Annotated in this window: 28 protein-coding genes; 4 read left to right on the top strand and 24 right to left on the bottom strand. The window is 41.5% G+C overall.

Annotated elements, in window-relative coordinates; genetic code table 11:
* Positions 1-953 precede the first annotated feature (953 nt).
* The 6 genes from OH458_RS21315 to OH458_RS21290 form a co-directional block, all read right to left on the bottom strand.
* A complete protein-coding gene (locus OH458_RS21315) occupies positions 954-1,397 on the bottom strand; it encodes a hypothetical protein (protein WP_269979755.1) in 444 nt (147 codons plus the stop codon).
* A 70-nt stretch (positions 1,398-1,467) separates the two neighbouring features.
* On the bottom strand, positions 1,468-2,319 hold the full coding sequence (locus OH458_RS21310) for an IS3 family transposase (RefSeq protein ID WP_269979754.1): 852 nt from the start codon (positions 2,317-2,319) through the stop codon (positions 1,468-1,470).
* Positions 2,316-2,624, bottom strand: a complete 309-nt coding sequence (locus OH458_RS21305) for a transposase (RefSeq protein WP_269979753.1) — start codon at positions 2,622-2,624, stop codon at positions 2,316-2,318. Before OH458_RS21305 ends, OH458_RS21310 begins: the two co-directional genes overlap by 4 nt.
* Before the next feature lie 190 nt (positions 2,625-2,814).
* Positions 2,815-3,267 (bottom strand): GNAT family N-acetyltransferase, encoded by a 453-nt coding sequence (locus OH458_RS21300; protein ID WP_269979752.1) that lies wholly within the window; start codon positions 3,265-3,267, stop codon positions 2,815-2,817.
* A 191-nt stretch (positions 3,268-3,458) separates the two neighbouring features.
* The gene (locus tag OH458_RS21295) at positions 3,459-3,905 is read right to left on the bottom strand and encodes a GNAT family N-acetyltransferase (RefSeq protein ID WP_269979751.1); all 447 of its coding nucleotides are present in this window, start codon (positions 3,903-3,905) and stop codon (positions 3,459-3,461) included.
* A 107-nt stretch (positions 3,906-4,012) separates the two neighbouring features.
* A complete protein-coding gene (locus OH458_RS21290; RefSeq protein WP_269979750.1) occupies positions 4,013-4,564 on the bottom strand; it encodes a VRR-NUC domain-containing protein in 552 nt (183 codons plus the stop codon).
* Between the two features lie 247 nt (positions 4,565-4,811).
* Here OH458_RS21290 and OH458_RS21280 point away from each other — a divergent pair, with 247 nt between their 5' ends.
* A complete protein-coding gene (locus OH458_RS21280; protein WP_233902846.1) occupies positions 4,812-5,114 on the top strand; it encodes a hypothetical protein in 303 nt (100 codons plus the stop codon).
* Positions 5,115-5,321: 207 nt separating this feature from the next.
* Here OH458_RS21280 and OH458_RS21275 read toward each other — a convergent pair whose 3' ends face one another.
* The 5 genes from OH458_RS21275 to OH458_RS21250 all read right to left on the bottom strand — a co-directional run bounded on the left by OH458_RS21275 (position 5,322) and on the right by OH458_RS21250 (position 9,371).
* Positions 5,322-5,798, bottom strand: coding sequence for a GNAT family N-acetyltransferase (locus OH458_RS21275; protein ID WP_269979749.1), 477 nt, complete (start codon positions 5,796-5,798; stop codon positions 5,322-5,324).
* 238 nt (positions 5,799-6,036) lie between these two features.
* Entirely contained in the window at positions 6,037-6,429 is a 393-nt protein-coding gene (locus tag OH458_RS21270; RefSeq protein ID WP_269979748.1) for a hypothetical protein, read from the bottom strand.
* Positions 6,430-6,769: 340 nt separating this feature from the next.
* Positions 6,770-7,024: a hypothetical protein gene (locus tag OH458_RS21265; RefSeq protein ID WP_039627414.1), complete on the bottom strand. Its 255-nt coding sequence runs from the start codon at positions 7,022-7,024 to the stop codon at positions 6,770-6,772.
* Positions 7,025-7,788: 764 nt separating this feature from the next.
* Positions 7,789-8,310 carry a GNAT family N-acetyltransferase gene (locus OH458_RS21255; RefSeq protein WP_269979747.1) on the bottom strand — a complete coding sequence of 174 codons (522 nt, stop codon included), beginning with the start codon at positions 8,308-8,310 and terminating at the stop codon, positions 7,789-7,791.
* A gap of 146 nt (positions 8,311-8,456) precedes the next feature.
* Positions 8,457-9,371 (bottom strand): hypothetical protein, encoded by a 915-nt coding sequence (locus OH458_RS21250; protein WP_269979746.1) that lies wholly within the window; start codon positions 9,369-9,371, stop codon positions 8,457-8,459.
* A 1,314-nt stretch (positions 9,372-10,685) separates the two neighbouring features.
* Between OH458_RS21250 and OH458_RS21240 the strand changes: the two genes are divergently transcribed.
* Positions 10,686-11,000, top strand: a complete 315-nt coding sequence (locus OH458_RS21240) for a hypothetical protein (protein WP_269979758.1) — start codon at positions 10,686-10,688, stop codon at positions 10,998-11,000.
* Between the two features lie 229 nt (positions 11,001-11,229).
* Here the strand turns inward: OH458_RS21240 and OH458_RS21230 are convergent, their stop codons facing one another.
* The 5 genes from OH458_RS21230 to OH458_RS21210 form a co-directional block, all read right to left on the bottom strand.
* Entirely contained in the window at positions 11,230-11,583 is a 354-nt protein-coding gene (locus OH458_RS21230) for a DUF6404 family protein (protein ID WP_025523648.1), read from the bottom strand.
* Between the two features lie 159 nt (positions 11,584-11,742).
* Complete coding sequence (locus tag OH458_RS21225; RefSeq protein ID WP_269979745.1) at positions 11,743-12,135, bottom strand: hypothetical protein; 393 nt, start codon at positions 12,133-12,135, stop codon at positions 11,743-11,745.
* A gap of 159 nt (positions 12,136-12,294) precedes the next feature.
* Positions 12,295-12,714 carry a lysozyme inhibitor LprI family protein gene (locus OH458_RS21220; protein ID WP_269979744.1) on the bottom strand — a complete coding sequence of 140 codons (420 nt, stop codon included), beginning with the start codon at positions 12,712-12,714 and terminating at the stop codon, positions 12,295-12,297.
* 138 nt (positions 12,715-12,852) lie between these two features.
* On the bottom strand, positions 12,853-13,437 hold the full coding sequence (locus OH458_RS21215; protein WP_185891343.1) for an HNH endonuclease: 585 nt from the start codon (positions 13,435-13,437) through the stop codon (positions 12,853-12,855).
* Positions 13,438-15,105: 1,668 nt separating this feature from the next.
* Positions 15,106-15,588 carry an MltR family transcriptional regulator gene (locus OH458_RS21210; RefSeq protein ID WP_269979743.1) on the bottom strand — a complete coding sequence of 161 codons (483 nt, stop codon included), beginning with the start codon at positions 15,586-15,588 and terminating at the stop codon, positions 15,106-15,108.
* Positions 15,589-16,488: 900 nt separating this feature from the next.
* Here OH458_RS21210 and OH458_RS21205 point away from each other — a divergent pair.
* The gene (locus OH458_RS21205) at positions 16,489-16,734 is read left to right on the top strand and encodes a type II toxin-antitoxin system CcdA family antitoxin (RefSeq protein WP_026050326.1); all 246 of its coding nucleotides are present in this window, start codon (positions 16,489-16,491) and stop codon (positions 16,732-16,734) included.
* Positions 16,734-17,051 (top strand): CcdB family protein, encoded by a 318-nt coding sequence (locus OH458_RS21200; protein ID WP_269979742.1) that lies wholly within the window; start codon positions 16,734-16,736, stop codon positions 17,049-17,051. Before OH458_RS21205 ends, OH458_RS21200 begins: the two co-directional genes overlap by 1 nt.
* Before the next feature lie 115 nt (positions 17,052-17,166).
* Here OH458_RS21200 and OH458_RS21195 read toward each other — a convergent pair whose 3' ends face one another.
* From OH458_RS21195 to OH458_RS21150, 8 genes are all read right to left on the bottom strand, one after another.
* A complete protein-coding gene (locus OH458_RS21195; protein WP_269979741.1) occupies positions 17,167-17,784 on the bottom strand; it encodes a hypothetical protein in 618 nt (205 codons plus the stop codon).
* Between the two features lie 689 nt (positions 17,785-18,473).
* The gene (locus OH458_RS21190) at positions 18,474-18,965 is read right to left on the bottom strand and encodes a GNAT family N-acetyltransferase (protein ID WP_269979757.1); all 492 of its coding nucleotides are present in this window, start codon (positions 18,963-18,965) and stop codon (positions 18,474-18,476) included.
* Positions 18,966-19,133: 168 nt separating this feature from the next.
* Complete coding sequence (locus OH458_RS21185) at positions 19,134-19,544, bottom strand: LIC_13387 family protein (RefSeq protein WP_269979740.1); 411 nt, start codon at positions 19,542-19,544, stop codon at positions 19,134-19,136.
* A 150-nt stretch (positions 19,545-19,694) separates the two neighbouring features.
* A complete protein-coding gene (locus tag OH458_RS21175) occupies positions 19,695-20,153 on the bottom strand; it encodes a GNAT family N-acetyltransferase (RefSeq protein WP_269979739.1) in 459 nt (152 codons plus the stop codon).
* 140 nt (positions 20,154-20,293) lie between these two features.
* Positions 20,294-20,740: a GNAT family N-acetyltransferase gene (locus OH458_RS21170; protein WP_017420626.1), complete on the bottom strand. Its 447-nt coding sequence runs from the start codon at positions 20,738-20,740 to the stop codon at positions 20,294-20,296.
* A gap of 125 nt (positions 20,741-20,865) precedes the next feature.
* On the bottom strand, positions 20,866-21,516 hold the full coding sequence (locus tag OH458_RS21160) for a class I SAM-dependent methyltransferase (protein WP_269979738.1): 651 nt from the start codon (positions 21,514-21,516) through the stop codon (positions 20,866-20,868).
* Between the two features lie 2 nt (positions 21,517-21,518).
* Positions 21,519-22,199 carry a hypothetical protein gene (locus tag OH458_RS21155; RefSeq protein ID WP_239923386.1) on the bottom strand — a complete coding sequence of 227 codons (681 nt, stop codon included), beginning with the start codon at positions 22,197-22,199 and terminating at the stop codon, positions 21,519-21,521.
* A 154-nt stretch (positions 22,200-22,353) separates the two neighbouring features.
* Positions 22,354-22,839: a GNAT family N-acetyltransferase gene (locus tag OH458_RS21150; RefSeq protein WP_269979756.1), complete on the bottom strand. Its 486-nt coding sequence runs from the start codon at positions 22,837-22,839 to the stop codon at positions 22,354-22,356.
* Between the last annotated feature and the right edge of the window lie 16 nt (positions 22,840-22,855).

Below are 22,855 nucleotides of genomic sequence, written 5' to 3'. Positions count from 1 at the left end.
CAACTAAAAATCTGTGCCCTAAACACTGAAGCCAATTTGAATGAAAGTGGCCAAGCGTTAGGAGTCCCTGTTGAACAATTTGTTATGTAATCACAAACACGGACTTTTTGATTGCCACCAGACTACTAAAAACGCCCTTGCGCTCAAGGTTCTTTTGATGGATTTGAGTGCGAAAGCCAAATTCGAAGTAGGGGAGTTACAACGATTTCAGGGCAGGGAATATTAGCGAGTGACTACGCTTTTGAACCCATGAAACAAGCCGAGCCAAAATTTCAACACCAGACTGACCTTCGTTAACCATAAAGGATTACGAATAAGCCAACCAAAACCACTGACCCATTATCCTAAATTGGCAGAAGGATTTTCGGGGTTTGAAAGGCTAAATAATACAGAAAATCAGACTGTTACATAACGCCGCGTTAAGTAGTGAGCGACGCCTCCACTGAACCTAAATCATTGTGCCGTAACCACTAAATTCAAAGCAAACCGAAAACGCTATGCGTTGCGAATCTGCCTTAAACGCTTTGTTATGCGCTTACTCACTTGAGCATCAAAACGCTCCAACACCGAAAAAACACACGACACCTTTGTTGAAAAACTATCGTAAACCAACAGGTTCAAGCGGGGCGCAGTATCACCGCGACTTTTGATTGAAGCACACGTGAACAAACAGCATCAGAGAAAACTGAGCATCAACCAACGAAAAACCTTTTGAACCGACAAGCTCACCGTGAGGATTTTCAACCGCTAGAATACTCTCGACTTTACCGCCAGTTGCAGCACCAAAGAACTAGCCTTGGAATCATTCAGATTTACTTTCACCCTCTGTCGCATAACGCCGCGTTAAGTAGTGAGCAACGCCAGCGACCTAACCCAAAGCATTACACCTTAAGCACTAAACCCGACTTTAAATGCAGAGCGCCAAGCGTTGGGAATCTGCCTTAAACGCTTTGTTATATGCGTTCTAATTTAGTTTGGTAATACGATTTTCCACATTTTTTGCAGTTATAATGCGGGTTGGGTATGTCATAATCACTATTTCTACTGTCGAGATGATCAGAAAGATGAATTAGTTTCCCATCACTTTCATAGCAGACTGGGCAATACGGTGAATCACCCCCATCTGCCCAATACACCTCTGTTTTAGAGTCATACTTAACTGAAACCTTCTCATCGAGCTTAGATTTTAACTGACGTATCTCTTCATTTTTCTGGGCTAATATACCCTGCAATTGAGATGCCTCCACCATCGTTTTTGATAGTTGCTGCGTTAAAACAACAAGATGTTTTTGTAGTTCAAGTGAATCTGGACTATCTTGCTGAACCAACTTAAGTGTCTCAAGTGACTTGTTTAAAAAGTCAATTAGAGTGACTCCTGCTGCTAACTCTACTGACATTTAAGGTCTCCTATATTCCATTAAATCTTCAAAGCATTAGTGTACCCCACGAAAAGTGGACACAACATAACTACACACTTTCAAACTCGGCTGGACTCACATAGCCCAACGCTGAGTGCTTTCTATTTCGATTGTAATAGATCTCAATATATTCGAAGATCCCCATTCGAGCTTCTTCTATATCTTGGTAGTCTTCTGCATATATCAGCTCGACTTTCAGTCGACTGTAGAATGACTCCATCACGGCATTATCCCAACAATTGCCTTTACGGGTCATGCTCGGCACACCTCCATGCTTACGCATGAAGTCTTGATAATCATGTGCTCTGTATTGTACACCACGATCTGAGTGGATAATGACGCCTTTAGGCGGCTTGCGTGATTTGAACGCCATTTTCAGTGCATTCGTAATCAGTTGAACCGTCATCGTCGTATCTAATGACCAACCAACAATACGGCGTGAATGCAAGTCCAGAACCGTTGCTAGGTAGAGCCAACGGCTCTTCACCCAGATGTACGTAATGTCAGTCACCCATTTTTGATTAGGGCTCTCTGCTTCAAAGTCTCTACGCAATAAATTATCAGCTACATTGGTCATCGCTGCCACATCCTTAGTGTATTTGAACCCTATACCATTGCGTGCTTTGATGCCCTTTTCTTTCATGATATCAGCAATATAGTTGACGCAGCAGGCATAGCCTGCTTGATTCAGCTCATCGGTGATTCGAACTGAACCATAACGTGCACGATGCTTCGCAAAGGTACACATGACTAGCTGTTCAAAGCGGCATCGCCGCTTTGAACGTTCACTCGGCTCTCGATTTAACCATTTGTAATAACCACTCGGCGAAACGTCCAAGGCGTGGCACATATGAGTGATTTTGTATTTCCCAACATAGCTCTCAATATACTCGTACTTCACTCTTGGTTCTTCGCGAAGTACGCCGAGACCTTCTTTAGGAATTCCATTTCATCTTTGAGCCGCTTGTTCTCGCGCCTTAGCGCTCGAAGCTCTTCAGACTCTTTCTTCGAGTAATCGACACCGTCTAAGGAGTTAAACTGTTTATCAGATAGGCGTGTGAACTGGCGCTTCCAGTTCCGGATCTGCTGGGCACTGATGCCCAGCTCCTTGGCAACGGAGACTGCTGTTCGGCCAGGAAGGCTAGCCAAGCGAACCGCTTCTTTGCGGAACTCTTCGGTGTACGCTGGATTACGATGTTTAGCCATAAATCACCTCTCAATTAGACCCTAGATCTAACTTAGTAAAGTGTCTACTAAACGTGGGGTACTCGGGCATATAACGCCGCGTTAAGGGGTGAGCAACGCAGACCACCCAACCTAAATCATTGTGCCGTAATCACTAAAGCTGAATCAAACCCAAAATGCCGAGCGTTGGGAATCCCTCTTGAACGCCTTGTTAGTTTTTAGTTCGTTTAGACATGTTGATACCTGTGGCTTTGAAACCAAGCTCTTTATAGAGCTTAAATGCACGTTCGTTGTCGTACGAAACCAACAATTCTACTTGCTCAATTCCATTGTCAGCCCATGACTCGTTTATTGCTTGAAATAATTGGCTACCATAACCATTTCCTTGGTACTCAGGAAAGATTTGAAAATCATAAATAAATACGGAGCTGTCACCCAGAAGATACCAGAAATAACCAATTACGTATTTAATGCCACCTTGCTCAACTTCCAAGCAGAGAAGAACGTTATTTTCCGTTTGTAACCCTAGAGGTAAGCACTCATCGAGCTCCCTATTTGCTAACTGAACTCCTTCACCATGAGATACTTGCTTTGCGTCAGCTAGCTCTCGACCTCTAAATTCATTTGAATACGACCTATAATCCGAAAACTCTTCTTGGGTCATATTTCTGTATGAAACCATTCTTCTTTTAACCTTGATTGTCAATTTGATCTGAAAACTAACGCCGCGTTAAGTGGTGAGCAACGCTAACCACCAAACCTAAACCATTGTACCTTAAACACTTAAGCTAACTTGAACTGAAATCGCCAAGCGTTGTGAATCCGCCTTAAACGCCTTGTTATGAACGTGGTTGATTAGACCAGCATTCTATACAAAATGGAACTGCCTGAGACATAGTCAATATTTTCAACCTTGTGAAAGCCATTCCCTTCGTAAAACCTATGAGCAGCGGTGTTAAAGGTCGGTGTCTCTAACTCAATATGGAGACCAGATGAAACCTGCGTTATTAGATAATCAAGAACCATCTTACCCAGCCCTTGATGCTGATAGCTTGGTTCAACATATAGCCGAATAAGCTGCAAGCACTCTTCGTCGACTGAATAGTAAAAACCACCCACTACTTCTTCCGCATCTTTAATAACAAAGTAAAAGTAGTTTTCAAGGCACGCTCTTTGATGCTCGATACTATCGTAACCCGGTGGACCAGAACCACATAATTGGCGATCATTCGAAAAAGCAGATATTTGGATCTCCACTAATCTTTCGACGTGATTTATAGATGCTTTCTCAATGGAATACATTGCTTAACCCTGTAGTTCATAACGCCGCATTAAGGTGTGAGCGACGCTTGGCTATACTTGAGCGAAGCGAAAGCGCCAAGCGTTGCGAATCACTCTTAAATGCTTTGTTAGTTGCGTTCTACCCATGCTTGCGGAATGGAAACCACATTTAGCTCATAGGACTTAGGTTCATACACCTGACGTTCCTCCGCAAGATAAGCCACAGCTACATCACAGGCTAAAACAGACTTAATTTGTTCCATACATATTAACTGGGATTTGGATATGCGATCTGCTTGTTTCTTAACTTCAACGAACAAAACTGATCCATCATCTTTATATAGGAATAAGTCCGGTTCCCCTGAAGTTAAACCTTGCCTTAGAGACTTGAACATTGCCAACCTAATTGGGTCGATATATTTAGCGACCAAAGCACGCCCTTGAGTGTACTTGTCATTATTTAACTCCCAGTCGCCAAGTGCATAAAACGCTGTACCCAGCCACCCTAGTTCAAGATACTTTTTAAGAGCATAGTACTCACCAAAGTGATAATTAGGCTGGTTATAAACATCTTTAGGTACGAACAAGGAATCTGGGATCCAACCCTTTTCGCCTTCCTTCCATTCTTCAAGGAGCGTATTTGGATACGTAAATACTGTTTCTTTAAGTACGAACTTCATCAAGTTTCCTTTTAGCAACTAACGCCCTGTTAAGGTGTGAGCAACGCAATACCAAAGCTCCCGCATTCCACCTTAAACACTAAACGCAACGCATAGTAAAAATGCCACGCGTTGCGAATCACTCTTAAACAGTTTGTTAGTCGCGAGGCACCGAGCGACAATTTTAAGCCGAACTAAACTTTGCGAACAACAAATTTTATGTGCTTTGATGCACTTAAGTCAGGCGCAGTCTCAAAGCGGCTACTCAATGAAACCACTTAGAAAAAACAGCGCCGCAGAAAACGGACTGGCAACACCAAAAAGCGCTTTTGGGAAACCAATCTCACAGTGCGGACTTTCAACGAAGTCACTGAAACCACGTGGAATTTACAACACCAGAGAAAACGTCATTTCAGCGAGTAAATCAGCTTTTGTGCCGACAAACTCACCGAGCGGAGTTGCAACCAAAAACAGACTCTCGATCGCCCTACTCTGTAAGCACCAAAGAACAAAACAACCGCTAGGACAGGTACAAAACTTTGGACTTAAAACAGCTAGAACTAAGCTCTGATGATCGACGATTAATCGATGTACCAAGCAAACAGCTGCTAAATTTTAAGCTCAGAAACATGATTTTGATTGCTAGCTTTTTCTGGCGACTAACGCCGCGTTAAGTGGTGAACAGCGCGACCACCTTACCTAAACCATTGTGCCGTAAACACTAAAGCTGATTCAAATTGAAAATGCCAAGCGTTGTGAATCCGTCTTAAACGCTTTGTTATAACCGTTTTTCCATGCGTAAAAGACCCCAAACCTCACCGTCGAAAGAACGAGAGCCATTTTCACGCGATGTCACGGTAAAACCAAGAGACTCATAGCAATTTCTCGCAACTATGTTTCGTTCAAATACGGCCAATGATAGTAAGCTAGCGCTGTATTTTTCTTTTGTTAGCTCGACTAACTGACCAAGCATGAGCTTTGAAACGCCCTTTCCACGAAAGCTGTCCGAAACAAATACGCGGCAAATTCTAAAATGTGACGCTGAAACTTTGAATAGTTCAACATAGCCAGCACTCTGACCTGCAACAACGAAGATAAAGGGAAAAACTTGCTCTTGAGAACAATGGTTAGAAATTTGCACTGAATCCAATGGAAACTCAAAGTTTGGACCACCCCATTGATAATTCAATTTATCCGAGTCGATCCACCCGATAAGCAGGTCATAGTCTTCTTTTTCAAATGCTCTCAGTTCCATTTTTCCCTCTAAGGTTATAACGCCGCGTTAAGTAGTGAGCAACGCCAGCCACCTTACCTAAAACCTTACACCGTAAACACTAAAACCAACTTTGAATGCCAAACGCCAAGCGTTGGGAATCTGCCTTAAACGCCTTGTTAAGTGGCGCTACACCTATTTTTGACAGACTTAAAACTTTCAGTAAGGTGATCTATTCGACTTCCTTCATACACAACTACATCTCTGGCACCAACTTCTGTTACCAACTGTAGAAGGGTTTTACGAACTCTTGAGACATGCATCCTGATAGTTCTTGAGGATGTACAACTATACGTGGCGAAAGACGAAATTTGGCCAACTTATGCATTTCAAAAATGAAAAGCTCCATAACTCGCTTCCCGCGATAAGTATCAATTCGCTCCAATGCAATCGATTCAAATGGATTGGATACTTCAACACTGTTCGAGGACAAGAGTTTGGCTTTTGAGCCAATAGCCTTAATAGTCTGACCTTCACCCGTCGTCTCTACAGCAATATAGGGAGAATCTTGAAATACGATATCTGAAGCCAATGATTTGATTTGTATTTGGTCCTTACCCAATTCAATTAGCAAATCTGATTGCTGTAAAAATTTATTTATTAAATCAAACACGAAAATCTCCATAGTTTGCACTTAGCCACTTAACGCCCAATTAAGGTGTGAAGCACGCTACCATCGCAGTCAATTTTACCACCGTAATCACTGAAATTGATTCAAACCCAAAATGCCAAGCGTGCTGAATCACTCTTAAATTGTTTGTTAAGTTTTTGCTCATGATAGCAGCCTAGTTAAGGTAAACACGACTCCAACAATGACTGCTACCCAGAAAATCTTGCTTGCTAAGTACGCTAGAACTCCAAGTATCGTTGCGGCTGTCCAGGTCACTGTAGGGAATAAAACGAAGTAACCCAACAAGACTAACGCAATTATTGTAACGACGTAGTGCATGTAATTAGGCTTTCTCGATTTCGTAAATTAAATCAACCAACTGCGTTGCTTTGACGTCATCCCATCTTAGATAACTGCTCAATGAACTAGTGCCCGAGTCTTTTCCTAGGACTTGCTGGCAGATTGCTTGGTGATCTAACGAGGCGGAAACCCACACTTTGTTGGATTGTTGGCAAAAGTAAGTTGAGCCTTTCAAATTGTCCGTTTGGATTCTTTTTTTCCATGTGTCCACTTTCTGAGTAGTTATTTTTATTGCCACGATATCCTCCTAGAAACTTAACGCCCTGCTAAGGGGTGAGCAACGCAATACCGAAGCCGCCGCATACCACCTTAATCACTAAATTCAACGCATAGTAAAAATGCCACGCGTTGCGAATCCCTCTTGAGCAGTTTGTTAGTTTGCAAACCCAAGGAGTTGATTTTACGTTATTTTAAATTTTGAAAACAATAAGCTTTATGTGCTTTGATGCACTTAAGTCAGGCTTAGTCTCAAAGCGGCTAGTCAATGAAACCACTTGGAACAAACAACGTGGCAGAAACCGAACTCACAACACCAAAAAACGCTTTTGGAAAACCAATCTCACAGTGCGGACTTTCAACAAAGCCACTGAAACCACGTGAACTTTCCACACCAGAGAAAACGCCATTTCAGCGAGTAAATCGGCTTTTGTACCAACAAACTCAACGAACAGAGTTTCAGCAAAAAAGTTCGACTCAGTTAACCTGAAAGTCGCCGCACCAAAGAACAAAGTAACCGTTGAAACAATGCCAATTTTGGATTTTTACCACGCTAATTAACTGTGAGTTCATACTCCGATACGACAATTTTAACTTTGATTTTTTACCATTAGATCTTGCGATATGGCTGCGTTTTTCCTCTTGCAAACTAACGCCGCGTTAAGGGGTGAACAACGCCGCCACCCTAACTAAACCATTGTGCCATAAACACAAAAGTTAAACTTTGAACCAAAACCGCCAAGCGTTGAGAATCCCTCTTGAACGCTTTGTTAGCCCTGTGACCAATTAGTACATATAACCCAGCCAGTCGACATGCCCATTTGCCCATTGCTTACCACTTGTGGACTTTATAAACAGTTCATCAATGTGCTCTACCGCAACACCATAATTTGCGTGCTCATGAAGCCTTAGCCAAGAATGGATACCCTCAACTTTGCTATAACCTTGCTTTCTGTAAAATTCATCCAACTCTGAGATAAGCATGATGAAATCGACCGCCTTTCCTTGTGCAAACGATGAGACTTCAGAAAGCATCAGTGAACCAATACCTTTACCTCGCCACTGTTCGGCAACGCAAAAATCAATGATACCCAAGACGTTATATACTTCATCACCGACTTTTATCGCGCGATAATCTAGCCCTAAATAACCAACGAGTATGTTGTTTTCATATTGCAAAGCACGCATATGAGGTAGCTGTTTGTAGTAGGAGCGATTAGCTTGGTGATCTGGGAACGCCTGGTTTCTTAAAGACTCTATAGCTTCATGCTGTTCTTTCGTTACATCAATTTCGTATACGATCTTCATACTTTTCCTTGTAAAGGGCTAACGCCGCGTTAAGTGGTGAGCAACGCAGACCACCTGACCTAAACCATTGTGCCGTAAACACTAAAGCTGAAGCAAACCGAAAGTGCCGAGCGTTGGGAATCCGTCTTAAACGCTTTGTTAGGCAATTATTCTCCGGTATATACTACTCTATCAATACTTGATGCTTTGATTTTCTCTATTTGCTTTGTGTCTGAATTACGAACTAAAAACCACTTATTTGTTTCTTGTATAACTTCAACTGAGGTAGCTCCAGTAACACTATACAAAGTCGCAGCTTCAATTTTGGAGCCCCCAATAGCCGTTGGTATATACGGATAAATATTTTCGGAATATTTGCTTATTGCAGACCAACAAACGAAGCATAGGGCTAAAATACCGACTACGATTTGAAAGGAATTCTCATGTTCTTCTTTAGCTTCAGGGCTAAGATAGTCAGGTTCAACATCGTTATTTCTATCTGCATGTCTAAAGCTCAAACCTACAAAACCAGCTAAAAAGTACATGATAAACATCATTAAAGATTTAAGTTCAGAGCTTTGGCTTGAAGCGTAAAAACACAGGATAAGGAAAGGGACAGCGCACCACAAACTTAATGCTCTAACAGTTTTGGCATAAATGTCGTTACCTGCAGTCAGTGAGAACACGATGTTTGTAAGTGAGGAGAAAACTACTAATTGTCCAAAGGACAAATATAACCGCAGCCACACCTCCTCTTTTGCTGAACTAACATCAGAAAATTCAGGTTGACCGTGTAGAAACACATAAATAATTGCAGGTAGCGAAAAAACTCTTAGTAGCCAAGGGAGAACAATTCGAATCTTATAATTGGCGGGCAAATATGAAAGGTTCAAATGGAAAGACATGTATACAACACAAAGACTAACAAAACCTAAAAACCCAATGCCAGAGAGTATGTATCGAGCTTGAATCAACTCAAATTCATAGCTTCCGTAAAGAGACAAGTATGCATTGTGAACAGCAAAACCCAACACGTACAACACAATGGGAAACTTAACGTAATTTTCTCTAAAAAACTCCAATATTTCCTCCTAATTGCCTAACGCCCAATTAAGGGGTGAGCAACGCTAGCACCCAACCTAAAGCATTGTACCGTAACCACTAGATCTGAAGTAGAAGCAAAAATGCCAAGCGTTGGGAATCCCTCTTAAATTGTTTGTTATGTTTTACCACAAATGACTGATTTAATTGGCAAAGAACTGCTTTGTTGAGCGCATTTCAAGAAGTAAATCACAAGCTCGTTCCCACTTGGCCGCCAAATGAACGAGACATAAAGCGACTAATTCCACTTCCCTGCCCAATGAGGCAACCCGATAAACTTTCAACAGACGCCCTCTCTTTCCAACCAAAGCGCAGAACAATGGCAAATTGCCGAGGCAACTGCCAAGCGGACATGCTACTTGGCAAATACGTTCAAAGCGACTTTGAGCCAGAGAAATTTACAACCATCCGCCACGACCTGCAAATGAAGCAACCCGCGAATATTTACATGTTTTACGGGTTGAGAAATTCACGAATTTTGGCCGACAATGCGGATTTTCTGAGGCAACTCAAACGAACTGCCAAAAGGGCAAAGAACATAGATCGAAGAATTTTAAGCCATTGAAATAGAAGGAAACATAACGCTTTGCTAAGGTGTGAGTAACGCAATACAAAAGCTACCGCACAGCGCCTTAATCACCATAAGCCACCGCAAAGTAAAAATGCCACGCGTTACGAATCACTCTTAAGCAATTTGTTAGTACATGCGCTACTTCTATTTATGCGCTCCAAGATATTGAAAAGTGAGATAATATGAAAGGCTTTGAACACTGAAGTGAGACGGGCAGCTACAAAACTTTACCCTGATTAAGGGAGGAAAGTTGGGTAGAAGAAAAACGCACTGAAATCCCCTACTTTCATCTGTTTCAAATTAGAAAAGGATTCGATCCTCGCACTCCGACGGCAGCACCAATAGCAACCAAGATTCACTCAAAAGCCACCACAAAAATGAAGAAGCACCAAAGAAATAGGCTAAGAGTTAGAAACCGTAAACGGTGAAATCAAAGCGAACACTCCGCATACAGTGCCACCGGAAAGAACGTGAAAGTTACAAACTGAAAGGTGTAAAGACGAGCGCCAAAACAGATAAACACCAAAACTGATGACCTTTGATGTCAAACCCGTACTAACGCCCAATTAAGGGGTGAACAACGCCTCCACCCAAGCCTAAAGCATTGTATCGTAACCACAAAATTTGAAGTAGAAGCAAAAATGCCAAGCGTTGGGAATCCCTCTTAAATTGTTTGTTATGTTTTACCACAAACGACTGATTTAATTGGCAAAGAACTGCTTTGTTGAGCCCATTTCAAGAAGTAAATCACAAGCCCGTTCTCACTTGGCCGCCAGAGGCACGAAACACCAAGCGAGTGAATCCGCTTCCCTGCCCAATGAGGCAACCCGCCGAAGTAACAACAAGCGCCCTTTCTTTCCAACCACAGCGTAAGACAATGCCAAATTGCCGAGGCAGCTGCCAAGCCGAAATGCTGATTGACCAAGAACCTAAAAGCGACTTTAAGCCAGAGAAACCAAAACCTAGCCAGCTCGACCTGAAAATGAAGCAACCCACGAATATTGGCATGTTTTACAGCCGAAGAAACTCAAGAACTTAGACCGACAATGTTGATTTGCTGAGGCAACTCGGACGAATGACCAAAGGGGCAAAGAACAGAGATCGAAGAGTTTTTAAGCCATTGAAATACAAGTAAACATAACGCCCTGTTAAGGGGTGAGCAACGCAATACCGAAGTCGCCGCATACCGCCTTAAACACTAAAACCAACGCATGATGAAAATGCCACGCGTTGCGAATCCCTCTTGAACAGTTTGTTAGGTTTTGGGCTTATTCTCCCAATGAACCCCAATCTGTTAGATTTAATTGCTTACGTCTAATGTAGTAGAAGGTTGCCATAATAAAGCCAAACAAAGTGCCAGCAAGTAACGAGATGAAAACGGCTTCTAAAACTGGTTTACCTAGCTCGTTCCACACAAGAAACCATTGGAAGATTCCCCATACAGGAGCAAAGAAAGTCACACAAAGCATAACGTTTGCAAAATAACTTTGGTAATAAGGTGGCGGAAAACACATTCCAAGTTTACGTAGCCACTTTACAATTGGTGGATTGTAGTTCGACTTCCAAACGCCTTTATCATTTAACTCTTTGTGAGCAAGTCGTAGCTTCGCTTCATAATCCATGATCTAAAATCCTCGAATTCGATGTTTCCCGCGGAGAAACCTAACGCGCATTAAGGTGTGAGCAACGCTACCACGAAACCAAACCTTACCGCCGTAAACACAAAACCCAACGATGGAATAAAAAATGCCAAGCGTTGGGAATCGCTCTTAAATGCTTTGTTATGTGTAGGCCAAAATGAGCAAAGGTGATAGAGCTAAAAAAATGCACCCAAATAACATGAAATAAACAAACAATGAGAAGACTATTTCTACCAATGTTTTGCTCACTTTGCTCAACTCTTTGCCAGCGCTTGATGCAGCTACTTTTACTGCAAGGGGGTCTGTAAATATAACTGCTTTTCTCGCATAAAATTTTGCCGACATTACTCCTACAACGAAAAGCATAAACACGCTAAACATTGGTGCTATCAAAAGCTCACTCAAAGAAGCTACTAACGGTGTTATCAAAGAAAGCGACAACATTAAGCCAAATACAATCCCCCAAATACGAAATATCGAGAGTTCTGAAAAATAGCCAAATTTTTTAGCCAATAATTTTGGTAGATAATCCATCTCATTCCTCGTATACACATAACGCCGCGTTAAGTGGTGAGCAACGCCGACCACCCTACCTAAACCATTGTGCCGTACACACTAAAGCTGAATTAAACCAGAAATGTCAAGCGTTGGGAATCCGTCTTAAACGCTTTGTTATGTGCGTGGTAGATTAACCTACTGTTTTGGTTCAGGTAACACTGGAGGAGTACTGTCCATGTAGGTTAAAAAGGTCTCCCAAACTTCATATGTTCTTTGCTTGGTTAGCTTAGTTTTACATGAAATTGCCATAACACCTCGAATTGTGCCATCACGCCATTGCGTATATACAGAATCACAATGAGATGACATATATGCCTGCCAGTCAGCTTGAGCAACTTTGATGGCTTTAACTAATTCTGGGTCATACGAATTATGTTCAAAGCTAGCGTCCAAATATTTGGAAAGATCTTCTTTTGCTGATTCGAGTTCTATTGATGCGCACTGGTTGATTTGGAGTGTATTTAAAGCATTTTCGCAATCTATCGGGGCATTTTCACCTGCAATAGAAGTGATAGAAACCATGCAAGATAAAGCTAAAATTAGTCGACTTTTCATCATTTTCCTCTAAAGCACATAACGCCCAATTAAGGGGTGAACAACGCCACCACCCAACCTAAAGCATTGTACCGTAAACACTAAATTTGAAGTAGAAGCACAAGTGCCAAGCGTTGTGAATCCCTCTTAAATTGCTTGTTAGCCAAAATGCTTTTTACGATGACAATTTGGACATAGAGCTTCTGCATTTCCTACAGAGTCTTCACCACCTTTGGAAAGAAATACCTTATGGTGAACCTCTAAGTAAGGCGTTCCATCTTTAGAGCGTATAAAAGGAGCTCGCTCACCACAACACTCACAGTTACCTTTTGCTCGTTCAAGAACCTCAGCTACAACATCAGGGTTTCTAATAAACTCTGCTTGATACGTCAGTCTCATGGTAGGCTTTTTCTCTGCCAAATTTAGCCTTTCTTGACGTTTAGCAGTGTCAGATAAAGAAGATTGCACCTGATCGTAAAACGAGTTTTTGGCTTCTTTCTGTTCTTTGATACTAATAAACTCCACGGGAAGCTTTTTTAGAACAGCTTTCATCTGGTTTGTTGTGTATGTTGCCGGTGGGCAATTAGCAGCCAAAGCAAATGTATATTTTAATGGGTATAGCTCCCCTGAGATCAGTAAGAACCAATCGACTCGATTTAGAGTTTGTGTCCAGGGTCGAATATTGGCTTTATACTTTTCAGTACCAACTAAAAGCTGTTCCATTGTTATCGTTGGAGCTGTCATTTTGCCTCCTTTTGGCTAACGCCCAATTAAGTCGTGAGCAACGCTGCCACCTTACTCAAACACTGCACCGTAAACACCAAACCGATTGAAACCGAAAGCGCCGAGCGTTGCGAATCAGCTTGAATTGTTTGTTAGGCAAATTTTCCTGCGCACTCACTAACTTGGTTTGAAAACAGAATACCTTAAACACGATAAGCAACCAATCACCCACTGACTTTTTGTGATTCAAGAACTACTAAAGCCACTATGTCACAGTCTTACTTTCAACGTTCACGAAATACAGCCTTTGAGCGAAAAAATAGCTTTTGAACCTGAGAAACTCAACGTTGAGAACTGACCACAAAAACGAAAGCTTCGGTTAGCTTGCCCTTTCCACACTTTAAGCCAATGAAATTCACCACCAACCAACACTGAAACCCAATGAGGCAACCCACGAATTTTGGCATGTTTTACGGTTGGAGAGATTCAAGGATTTGAGCCGACAATGCTGAATTGCCGACTTTGAGAAAAGATGGGCAAAGGGAGCGAGAAGATTAAAACAAAGAACTTTTCTTCCCTTTGCCTAACGCCGCGTTAAGTAGTGAGCGACGCCTCCACATAACCTAAACCATTGTGCCGTAAACACTAAATTCAAAGTAAACCAAAAATGCTATGCGTTGCGAATCTGCCTTAAACGCCTTGTTATGCGCTTACTCACTTGAGCACCAAAACGCTCCAACAACAAAACAAAAACACGACACCTTTGTTGAAAAACTATCGTAAACCAACAGATTGAAGCGGGGCGCAGTTTCAACGCGACTTTTGATTGAAGCGCACGTGAACAAACAACATCAGAGAAAACTGAGCCTCAACCAACGCAAAACCTTTTGAGCCGACAAGCTTACCATGAGGATTTTCAGCGGCTAGAAAACGCTCGATTTTAACGCCAGTTACAGCACCAAAGAACTAACCTTGGAATCATTCAGATCTACTTTCATCCTCTGGCGCATAACGCCGCGTTAAGTGGTGAACAACGCCAACCACCAAACCTAAGCCATTGTACCTTAAACACTTAAGTTAACTTGAACTGAAATCGCCAAGCGTTGTGAATCCGTCTTAAACGCCTTGTTAGGCGAAGTTGCCCAGTAATGTTTAAGTTTGTTTGAAAGCAGATTACCCGAAACCATATAAGCAACCAAACACCTACTGACTTTTTGTGAATCAAGAATCACAAAAGTCACTATGTTTCAGCCAAGGTTTCAACAACCACGAAATACAGACTTTCAGCGATCAAATTGCTTTTGAGGAAGCGAAACGTAAAGCTGCAAACTTAAAGCGAGGACGAAAGCCTCGATTAACTTGCCCCTTCCACACTTTGAGCCAGTGAGATTTACAACTAACCGACTGTGAAAACCAATGAGGCAACCCGCGAACCTTTGCATGTTTTACGGCCAGAGAGATTCAAGAATTTGAGCCGATAATGCTGAATTGCCGAATTAGAAAACGAATGCTAAAAGAGAATTAAGAAGATGAGAACAAAGAAATTTCCTGCCCGTCGCCTAACGCCGCGTTAAGTAGTGAGCAACGCCACCACTGAGCCTAACCATACCACCTTAAACACAAAACCCAACGATAGCACTAAAAATGCCAAGCGTTGGGAATCTGTCTTAAACGCTTTGTTATGTGATTTTAAACGTCTTGCGATAGATCTAAGTTAAACTTGTCTTGTACGAATTTGACGAACTTATCGAGCTGCTCCCTAGAGCTAGTATCATCATAGTCTGCCATAGGTACAGAGCGAGTTAATGAAGATTTAGTTAACTCAATCTGTGTTGCTGCAACGACCATTACCCTACAAAACCTAGACCGAGCGTCGAACTCTTTAGGGACAAAGGCACACTTTAACTCTAAACACCTTGAAACCATCGCTTCATCGGTAAAACTTACTGGACTTGACACATGTGCGAAATCATTTCTTATCTTTCTTAATATAGATAGATCGCGCATGATATTCTTCGGAAGTAGTCCAAGAGCATAAGAAAGATCGATTCTCGCAGAGAAGCTACTTAGCCCACCGCTATTGCCTAGTAAACGTTTAGATACCGTCGAGTCATCAACAAAGTATGCGTCTAACAAGTCTTTGAGCATTTCGTCAATGTAAGCTGCTGCCATCAAAGCACAGCCCCTATCGGACTCCGCTGTTATAGTTTTCCGAAAATCTATAATTTTACCTAAAGATTCGGCTTTCGTTCCCTTACTTAATCTATTTACATGCTCTTGCACTGACTCCATAAACTCTGGAAACTCTTTTGCTGATAAAGTCACTATTTTCTCCAATCACATAACGCCGCGTTAAGTGGTGAACAACGCCTACCACCAAACCCAAACCTCTTGCACCTTAAACACTTAAGCTGACTTGAACTGAAATCGCCAAGCGTTGTGAATCCGCCTTAAACGCTTTGTTAGGCGAAGTTTCTCACCGGTGTTTAAGGTTGTTTGAAAGCAGATTACCCGAAACAAAATAAGCAACCAAACACCCACTGATTTTTTGTAATTCAAGAACCATAAAAGCCACTATGTTTCAGCCGAAGTTTCGACAACCACGAAATACAGACTTTCAGCAATAAAGTTGCTTTTGAGGAGGTGAAACGGAAAGCTGCAAACTTAAAGCGAGCACGAAAACCTCGATTGACTTGCCCTTTCCACACTTTGAGCCAGTGAAATTCACAACCAACCGACTATGAAAACCAATGAGGCAACCCGCAAACCTTGGCATGTTTTACGGTTAGAGAGGTTCAAGAATTTGAGCCGACAATGGAGAATTGCCGACTTAGAAAAACGAATACTCAAAGAGAATTAAGAAGATTAGAACAAAGAACTTTCCTGCCCGTCGCCTAACGCCCAATTAAGGTGTGAGCCACGCTACCACTGCACTCAACTTAGACGCCGTAAACACTAAACTAAACCCAAGCTAAAAATGCCAAGCGTGGCGAATCACTCTTAAATTGTTTGTTATATGCCTTTCGTGCACCTATACTTAATGCGCACCATAAATACGCATAGGTAATTTTCATGAGAAACGCATATAGTACGCAAGCACCCAAGAAGGCTGCAAACTTAAGCTTAAATAGCGAGTTACTCGCTGAAGCTAAGCGCCTAAACATAAACCTCTCGGCAACAATGGAAAAAGCCCTTGAAAAAGAAGTAAATCAGCGCCGTAAGACTGAGTGGTTAGAGCAAAATGCAGATGCTATCAACGCTTGCAATGAACTAACCGAAAATCACGGTCTATTTTCTGATTCTTACCGAGTATTCTAATGTCGCAGTTTTCACTATACCAAAATAACGATAAAAGCACTGCTACCGCTTACCCATACTTTGTTGATGTTCAAAGTGAAATGCTTGATACACTGAATACCCGACTGGTGATTCCATTAACACCGGTTGAAATGTTAGAGAAGAAAGCCCCTACTCACCTATGCCCAGTGATCCACATTGATGAAGGTGACTTCGTAATCCTAACTAACCAAATGACGAGTGTACCAACTAAGATCTTGCGTGATCCGGTAAATGATTTGAGCACTTTTAGAAACGAGATTATTGCTGCTATCGACTTCCTGATTACTGGCATATAACGCCGCGTTAAGTAGTGAGCAACGCCACCACGAAACCCAACCAAACCACCGTAAACACAAACCCAACTATAGAATGAAAAACGCCATGCGTTGGGAATCTGCCTTAAACGCCTTGTTAGGGCTTTAATCCCAACAAACTTAAGACATAGATACTACAGACACTCGTAATAACGGCAACTATGATAGTTGCTAGGTGTTTTTGTGTTGAGGCAATCAACCTTTGGATACGACTTTGTTTCATTCCAAATTCAACTAAATCAGCTTCCGTAAATGCCGAATAAAACACTTTGGCTTTTTCAGAGTCAAGATAGAATAAGTACTGCTTTAAGGTTTTTTTCACCGACCTTTCGTGTACTTTCAACATTTCTTCATGTTGCTTCGAAACTTCTAGCGAGTTGTGCTCTTTAATGCCTTTTTCGGAAAGAAGTTGGTGCAGCTTTTTACAACTATCTTTAGCTGATATTGTCGACTCATACAAACCAATGAACAACATCAGCTGGCACGCACATTTTTGTTTAGCGCTCATCACTTGAGTATTGCTTTGTTGTAGGTCATGGCCTAGCGTTGCAGCTAAATATCCCCAATGCGACTGTTTACTCAATATTCCGTGTGGATCTAGTTCTCTCTTGAGTTCGAATGTACCAAGTTCTTGTTCGAAATAACCTTTAGGTATTATATCTTTGAGCTCAAATGTCACTTCAGCTTTTAATTGATTTACTAGCATCCAGTCCATAATGTCCTCTGTAGAGCCCTAACGCCGCGTTAAGTGGTGAACAACGCAACCACCTAACCTAACCCATTGTGCCGTAAACACTTAAGCTGAATCAAACCGAAAATGCCAAGCGTTGTGAATCCGCCTTAAACGCTTTGTTAGGCGAAGTTTCTCACCGGTGTTTAAGTGATTTTGAAAGCAGATTACCCGAAAACAAATAAGCAACCAAACACCCTCTGACTTTTTGTGATTCAAGAACCACTGAAGTCACTATGTTTCAGCCAAAATTCCAACGACCACGAAATGCAGACTTTAAGCAACAAAGTAGGTTTTAAACCCGAAAAACCCAAAGCGGCAAACTAGCAGCAAATTCGAAAACTTCAATTGGCTTGCCCTTGCCACACTTTGAACCAGTGAAACTCGCCACCAACCGACACTGAAAACCAATGAGGCAACCCACCAATTTTGGCATGTTTTACGGTTGGAGATATTCAAGAATTTGAGCCGACAATGCTGAATTGCCGACTGAGAAAAACGGATGGCAAGAGGGAGCAAGAAGATGAAAACAAAGAACTTTCCTGCCCGTCGCCTAACGCCGCGTTAAGTAGTGAGCAACGCCAACCACCTAACCTAAACCATTACGCCATAAACACTAAACCCAACCTTGAACTGAGAACGCCAAGCGTTGGGAATCTGCCTTAAACGCCTTGTTATGAAACAATATTTTCGTAATTGTATATATGGTCTGCGTACAACTTTCCACCAATTTGATAAGCTTCCGGCACGACCTTGGTTAGAGAAAACCCAGCCTTGGTCAGAACTTTCTCTGAGCCAATATTACCTTCCGTGACTATTGCGCCGAAGGAACGAATTCCTTGCTCTTCAGATGCCCATGAAATCAAAGCTTTTAACGATTCGGTACCAAAGCCTCGACCGTGATATTTAGGTAGAATCAGATAACCCACTTCTGCACTGCCTTCGGCGATACGGAAACCAGTAACACCTATTTTTTCACCAGTTTCAGTCAGAGTCATCGTCAAGCACAACCAGTGCTCAGAGCTGTTACTCCAAACAGGTAGCCTTGACTCAAAACTTTCCTTAATTGCTTCAGGTGATGGTTCATCGAAGCATAAGCTTATTACTTCTGGATCTTGATTTAGAGACTGAAATAAATCCCAGTCATCAGCCGCAATTTGAACCATTTCTAATCTATCTGTTTGTATATTCAATTGCTGAACTCTCCTTGTTTCATAACGCCCTGCTAAGGGGTGAACAACGCATATCATCAAAACTAAGCCATTGTGCCGTAAACACATAAACTCATTCAAACCAACATTGCCGAGCGTTGTGAATCCCTCTTGAGCAGATTGTTATGTGTTGATTAACCATGCTGAAACCAGAAAGCAAACTAGAGAAATAAGTACACCTAAAAATGGAATTTTAAACCAGTATTTTTTGGCCAAAATTAAATATGACACACCAACCGCTACTGGTAAAAGAGAAAACCAAATAGAGTTCTTAATGACTTCGAAATGGTTAACGGCCAATGGAAGGTAAATTGCTGGTAGTAACATGGCACCTAAACTATGGCTAGCATTGAAACCTACCCAAGCGCGCCACATTGTAGTTTCTTTGGTAAGTCTTGGTGACGTATTTTTCATGGCAGTAAATACTGAAGCGTCATAAGGGTTAAACTTTTCTGTGAAAAATGTATACACCAAATGGATAGCGCCCAGAACACCGAATATTGACACTCCAATTATTATTAATATTTGACTCATATTCCCTCCCTGATTTGACACATAACGCCCTGTTAAGGTGTGAGCAACGCAATACCGATGCTACCGCATACCACCTTAAACACTTAAACCAACGCATAGTAAAAATGCCACGCGTTGCGAATCACTCTTGAACAGTTTGTTATGTGCGTGCTAATTGAGGTACTTTTGCCAATATTGCTGCCCTTTCAAAACTACTCTGTAATCTTCGTAGTCCAATGAACTGTAAAGCTTTTTAGCTGCAACATTATCATCACCGACCTCTAGTGTGATTTTGAGGTAATCATTATCACGACAATACTGTTCGATACCATTCAGTTGCGCTTTGCCCACACCTTTACCACGAAAGTTGTCCGACACCATAAAGTCATGGATATTCATCACTCTTTGCGCACGATAAGTTGAGAAAGATTCAAAGCAAACCGCAAAACCAGAAGGCCTATTGTCGACAAAACTGATAAATCCGTGGAAATAAGGCAACGCAAATAGCTGAGCAATTACTGGGGGATCTAGCTCAACTGCGAACCCAGATAAATATTCTCTAAACAAAGTCTCGAATATATCTTTGTCCTCAATGCTTTCTGTTTCAATAAGCCTGATTGTGATTTCCATATTCGTTTCCACCAAAGCACATAACGCCCAATTAAGGGGTGAGCAACGCTACCACCCAACCTAAGGCATTGCACCGTAACCACTAAAATTGAAGTAGAAGCAAAAATGCCAAGCGTTGGGAATCCCTCTTAAATTGTTTGTTAGGTGCTTTCTACCGCGCTTATGAAGTTATAAAAAAACGCATCCTCTGAGTCGATAACAAACTCCAACTGTTTGTACATGCGCGCAGCAGGTTCATTATTTTTAAAACAACTCAATGTTAAATCCAGTTGCTGTGAATTTGCCTGTTGTTTGAGTTTTTGAATGACCGTTGATGCGAAACCTTTCCTTTGACTATCCGTGTAGATAATGAGCAGGTGGATGTGGATACTACTCGATTTAAGGCGACTGCATACATAGCCAACTTTTTCACCATTGCACAAAATCCAACTAAACCACTCTGGTTTTAACTTAGATTCAAACGAAGTTCTTTGAAAATTTTCATCCCAACCAATTGCACTATCAACGATTGGCTTCATATACAATCTGAAATCATCGAATGCCGACGAGTGTTCGTGTTTTTTAAATTTTGAAAGAATAATTTCCATATGTCACCTAACGCCCTGTTAAGGTGTGAGCAACGCAATACCGATGCTGCTGCATACTACCTTAACCACTAAAACCAACGCATAGTAAAAATGCCGCGCGTTGCGAATCACTCTTAAACAGATTGTTAACTGCACTCTCTCGATGCCTCAACAAAGTTACTTTCTCCCACAGTCCAAGACTTTAAAACCTTATATCCATTGCATTCGAGCAATTTAGTCATTACATCAGGGGTTATAATTCCGTAGTACGAGTAACCTCGCTTACCTTTATATATATGCCCAAAAAGCCTTTTTTGACCACTTAAGAACCGTTTAAAGTAACTGTTTCTGTGCTGGTTAACAAACACAGCACAACCATCACTATCTAGTAGGTCATTGATCTTTTCTAACACCTTCTTCAAAGTTTCCTCACACGGAATGGCAGAAATGACATTAGTACACGTAATAAGTTGGTATTTTTCTTTGTGGTTATCTATCTCTTCGAAAGGTACTACTAGCGCTCCTTGATAATTGTCAGCCACGTACTTTACTACATTTGTTTTAGTACCTTTGATTGTTTGTAACCGAGTTAACTGAACTCGCGAATCAACGTATGTGACAGAAACTCCTATTTTGTTTAGCGTTTCAGAATACCTCAACTTTCCGCACCCAAAATCCAAGATGCGTTCTATGCCTTTTTTATCTAGCAAATAGTTGACCACTGCTTTGGATGCCTGAGTTTCTGGTTTTGCAGCATTCTCAGACTTAATTGTTATACCATTTAAAATATAGTGCATATCTAATTAGAAAATTCCGTTCTAAAATATCGAGAAATTGTTCCTTGAGGAATCTGTTTAACTTGGTCTGTAGATTTTGGTGCAGTTACAAATAAGAACTGGATAAGAGTTGCTGTAAGCACAATGAGGAAGTAGTAGACCAGCCATTTCAAAGACTGCTCACTACCCCATAGAAGCATTATGATCATGAATGAAATTACGACAAGTAGATGCTCAAACATCACCCAGAAAGTTTGCGCATATCGCCAAAAAAGATTTACATAATGCGAGTCTATCTTCTTTACTTCTGGATAGTAGAGCTCGTGCATTACTTTGTTCACAGACTCTTTATTCAATCCGATAGGCGAGCCAGCTATTTCAGCCATGGGCTTGACTATATAAAATCGCTCCCATGCATAACGAATTTGAAGTAATTTAGCTGCTTTGTTGTGTATTTCAAAACTATGGCTCAATAAGTAAGCAAAACACGCCGACAAAAGTGGAATTACACCAAATGATATAGCCCAAGAAATAATATCTTTTGCTCCAGCTATTGGGGGGACTAACTCTTTGGGGACAAGGACCAGAGGAACGTAGTCAAAAATACGCATAGCTACCATAAAGAACAAAGTGGTAAAGAACGTTGACTTATTTAGTTTGGCTAACATTTCATTGTAATTACTAGGCGATTTAATCGCGAACATTTTATTCCTCCATACTCAAGTTGTTCCGTGCAGTTAACGCCCAATTAAGGGGTGAACAACGCCTCCACCCAAACCTAAAGCATTGTGCCATAAACACTAAATTTGAAGTAGAAGCAAAAATGCCAAGCGTTGTGAATCCCTCTTAAATTGCTTGTTATGTTCGTAGCCATTTGTACATGACGTGGCTATCAACTAACCCTAGATGAGCATGCTTATATGCCTTTGGAATTGTACCTATGATTTGAAACCCTAGCCTCTCCCAAAGCTTCACCGCAACTTCATTGGTAGAGACCACGCTGTTAAATTGCATGGCATCAAAGCCAAGTCTTAGAGCTGTTTCCTGAGAATGTTCACACATAAGATGTGCAATGCCCTTACCTCTAGCTTCGCTAGAAACCATGTATCCACAATTACATATATGGCTACTTGGCCCCATTGCATTTGGCTTGATGTAGTAAGAGCCCAGTACAACGTCATTTTCTACGAAAGCAAAAGCTTTCAGGGGAGATTCACACCATAAAGCGAATGCTTGCTCTAGCGTCATATTTGGGTCAAAGGCATAAGTTTCTTGTGCCTGAATTACCGCTGAAAATGTTGGCCAAAACGACTCAAAATCGGCTTTTGTGATTTCCCTAATCATGAATTTCCTCCTAGAA

It is taken from the genome of Vibrio sp. MarTm2 (assembly GCF_027587055.1).
In the GTDB taxonomy this organism is placed as follows: Bacteria; Pseudomonadota; Gammaproteobacteria; order Enterobacterales; family Vibrionaceae; genus Vibrio; species Vibrio sinaloensis_D.
The sequence above is the reverse complement of the archived record's forward strand: the minus strand, read 5'-3'. Positions and strand labels throughout refer to the sequence as shown.

Coding starts and splice junctions, on each gene's coding strand:
- OH458_RS21315 (WP_269979755.1), bottom strand. CDS start 1,397: ATGTCAGTAGAGTTAGCAGCAGGAGTCACTCTAATTGACTTTTTAAAC.
- OH458_RS21305 (WP_269979753.1), bottom strand. CDS start 2,624: ATGGCTAAACATCGTAATCCAGCGTACACCGAAGAGTTCCGCAAAGAA.
- OH458_RS21300 (WP_269979752.1), bottom strand. CDS start 3,267: ATGACCCAAGAAGAGTTTTCGGATTATAGGTCGTATTCAAATGAATTT.
- OH458_RS21295 (WP_269979751.1), bottom strand. CDS start 3,905: ATGTATTCCATTGAGAAAGCATCTATAAATCACGTCGAAAGATTAGTG.
- OH458_RS21290 (WP_269979750.1), bottom strand. CDS start 4,564: ATGAAGTTCGTACTTAAAGAAACAGTATTTACGTATCCAAATACGCTC.
- OH458_RS21280 (WP_233902846.1), top strand. CDS start 4,812: ATGAAACCACTTAGAAAAAACAGCGCCGCAGAAAACGGACTGGCAACA.
- OH458_RS21275 (WP_269979749.1), bottom strand. CDS start 5,798: ATGGAACTGAGAGCATTTGAAAAAGAAGACTATGACCTGCTTATCGGG.
- OH458_RS21255 (WP_269979747.1), bottom strand. CDS start 8,310: ATGAAGATCGTATACGAAATTGATGTAACGAAAGAACAGCATGAAGCT.
- OH458_RS21230 (WP_025523648.1), bottom strand. CDS start 11,583: ATGGATTATGAAGCGAAGCTACGACTTGCTCACAAAGAGTTAAATGAT.
- OH458_RS21225 (WP_269979745.1), bottom strand. CDS start 12,135: ATGGATTATCTACCAAAATTATTGGCTAAAAAATTTGGCTATTTTTCA.
- OH458_RS21220 (WP_269979744.1), bottom strand. CDS start 12,714: ATGAAAAGTCGACTAATTTTAGCTTTATCTTGCATGGTTTCTATCACT.
- OH458_RS21215 (WP_185891343.1), bottom strand. CDS start 13,437: ATGACAGCTCCAACGATAACAATGGAACAGCTTTTAGTTGGTACTGAA.
- OH458_RS21210 (WP_269979743.1), bottom strand. CDS start 15,588: ATGGCAGCAGCTTACATTGACGAAATGCTCAAAGACTTGTTAGACGCA.
- OH458_RS21205 (WP_026050326.1), top strand. CDS start 16,489: ATGAGAAACGCATATAGTACGCAAGCACCCAAGAAGGCTGCAAACTTA.
- OH458_RS21200 (WP_269979742.1), top strand. CDS start 16,734: ATGTCGCAGTTTTCACTATACCAAAATAACGATAAAAGCACTGCTACC.
- OH458_RS21195 (WP_269979741.1), bottom strand. CDS start 17,784: ATGGACTGGATGCTAGTAAATCAATTAAAAGCTGAAGTGACATTTGAG.
- OH458_RS21190 (WP_269979757.1), bottom strand. CDS start 18,965: ATGGTTCAAATTGCGGCTGATGACTGGGATTTATTTCAGTCTCTAAAT.
- OH458_RS21185 (WP_269979740.1), bottom strand. CDS start 19,544: ATGAGTCAAATATTAATAATAATTGGAGTGTCAATATTCGGTGTTCTG.
- OH458_RS21175 (WP_269979739.1), bottom strand. CDS start 20,153: ATGGAAATCACAATCAGGCTTATTGAAACAGAAAGCATTGAGGACAAA.
- OH458_RS21170 (WP_017420626.1), bottom strand. CDS start 20,740: ATGGAAATTATTCTTTCAAAATTTAAAAAACACGAACACTCGTCGGCA.
- OH458_RS21160 (WP_269979738.1), bottom strand. CDS start 21,516: ATGCACTATATTTTAAATGGTATAACAATTAAGTCTGAGAATGCTGCA.
- OH458_RS21155 (WP_239923386.1), bottom strand. CDS start 22,199: ATGTTCGCGATTAAATCGCCTAGTAATTACAATGAAATGTTAGCCAAA.
- OH458_RS21150 (WP_269979756.1), bottom strand. CDS start 22,839: ATGATTAGGGAAATCACAAAAGCCGATTTTGAGTCGTTTTGGCCAACA.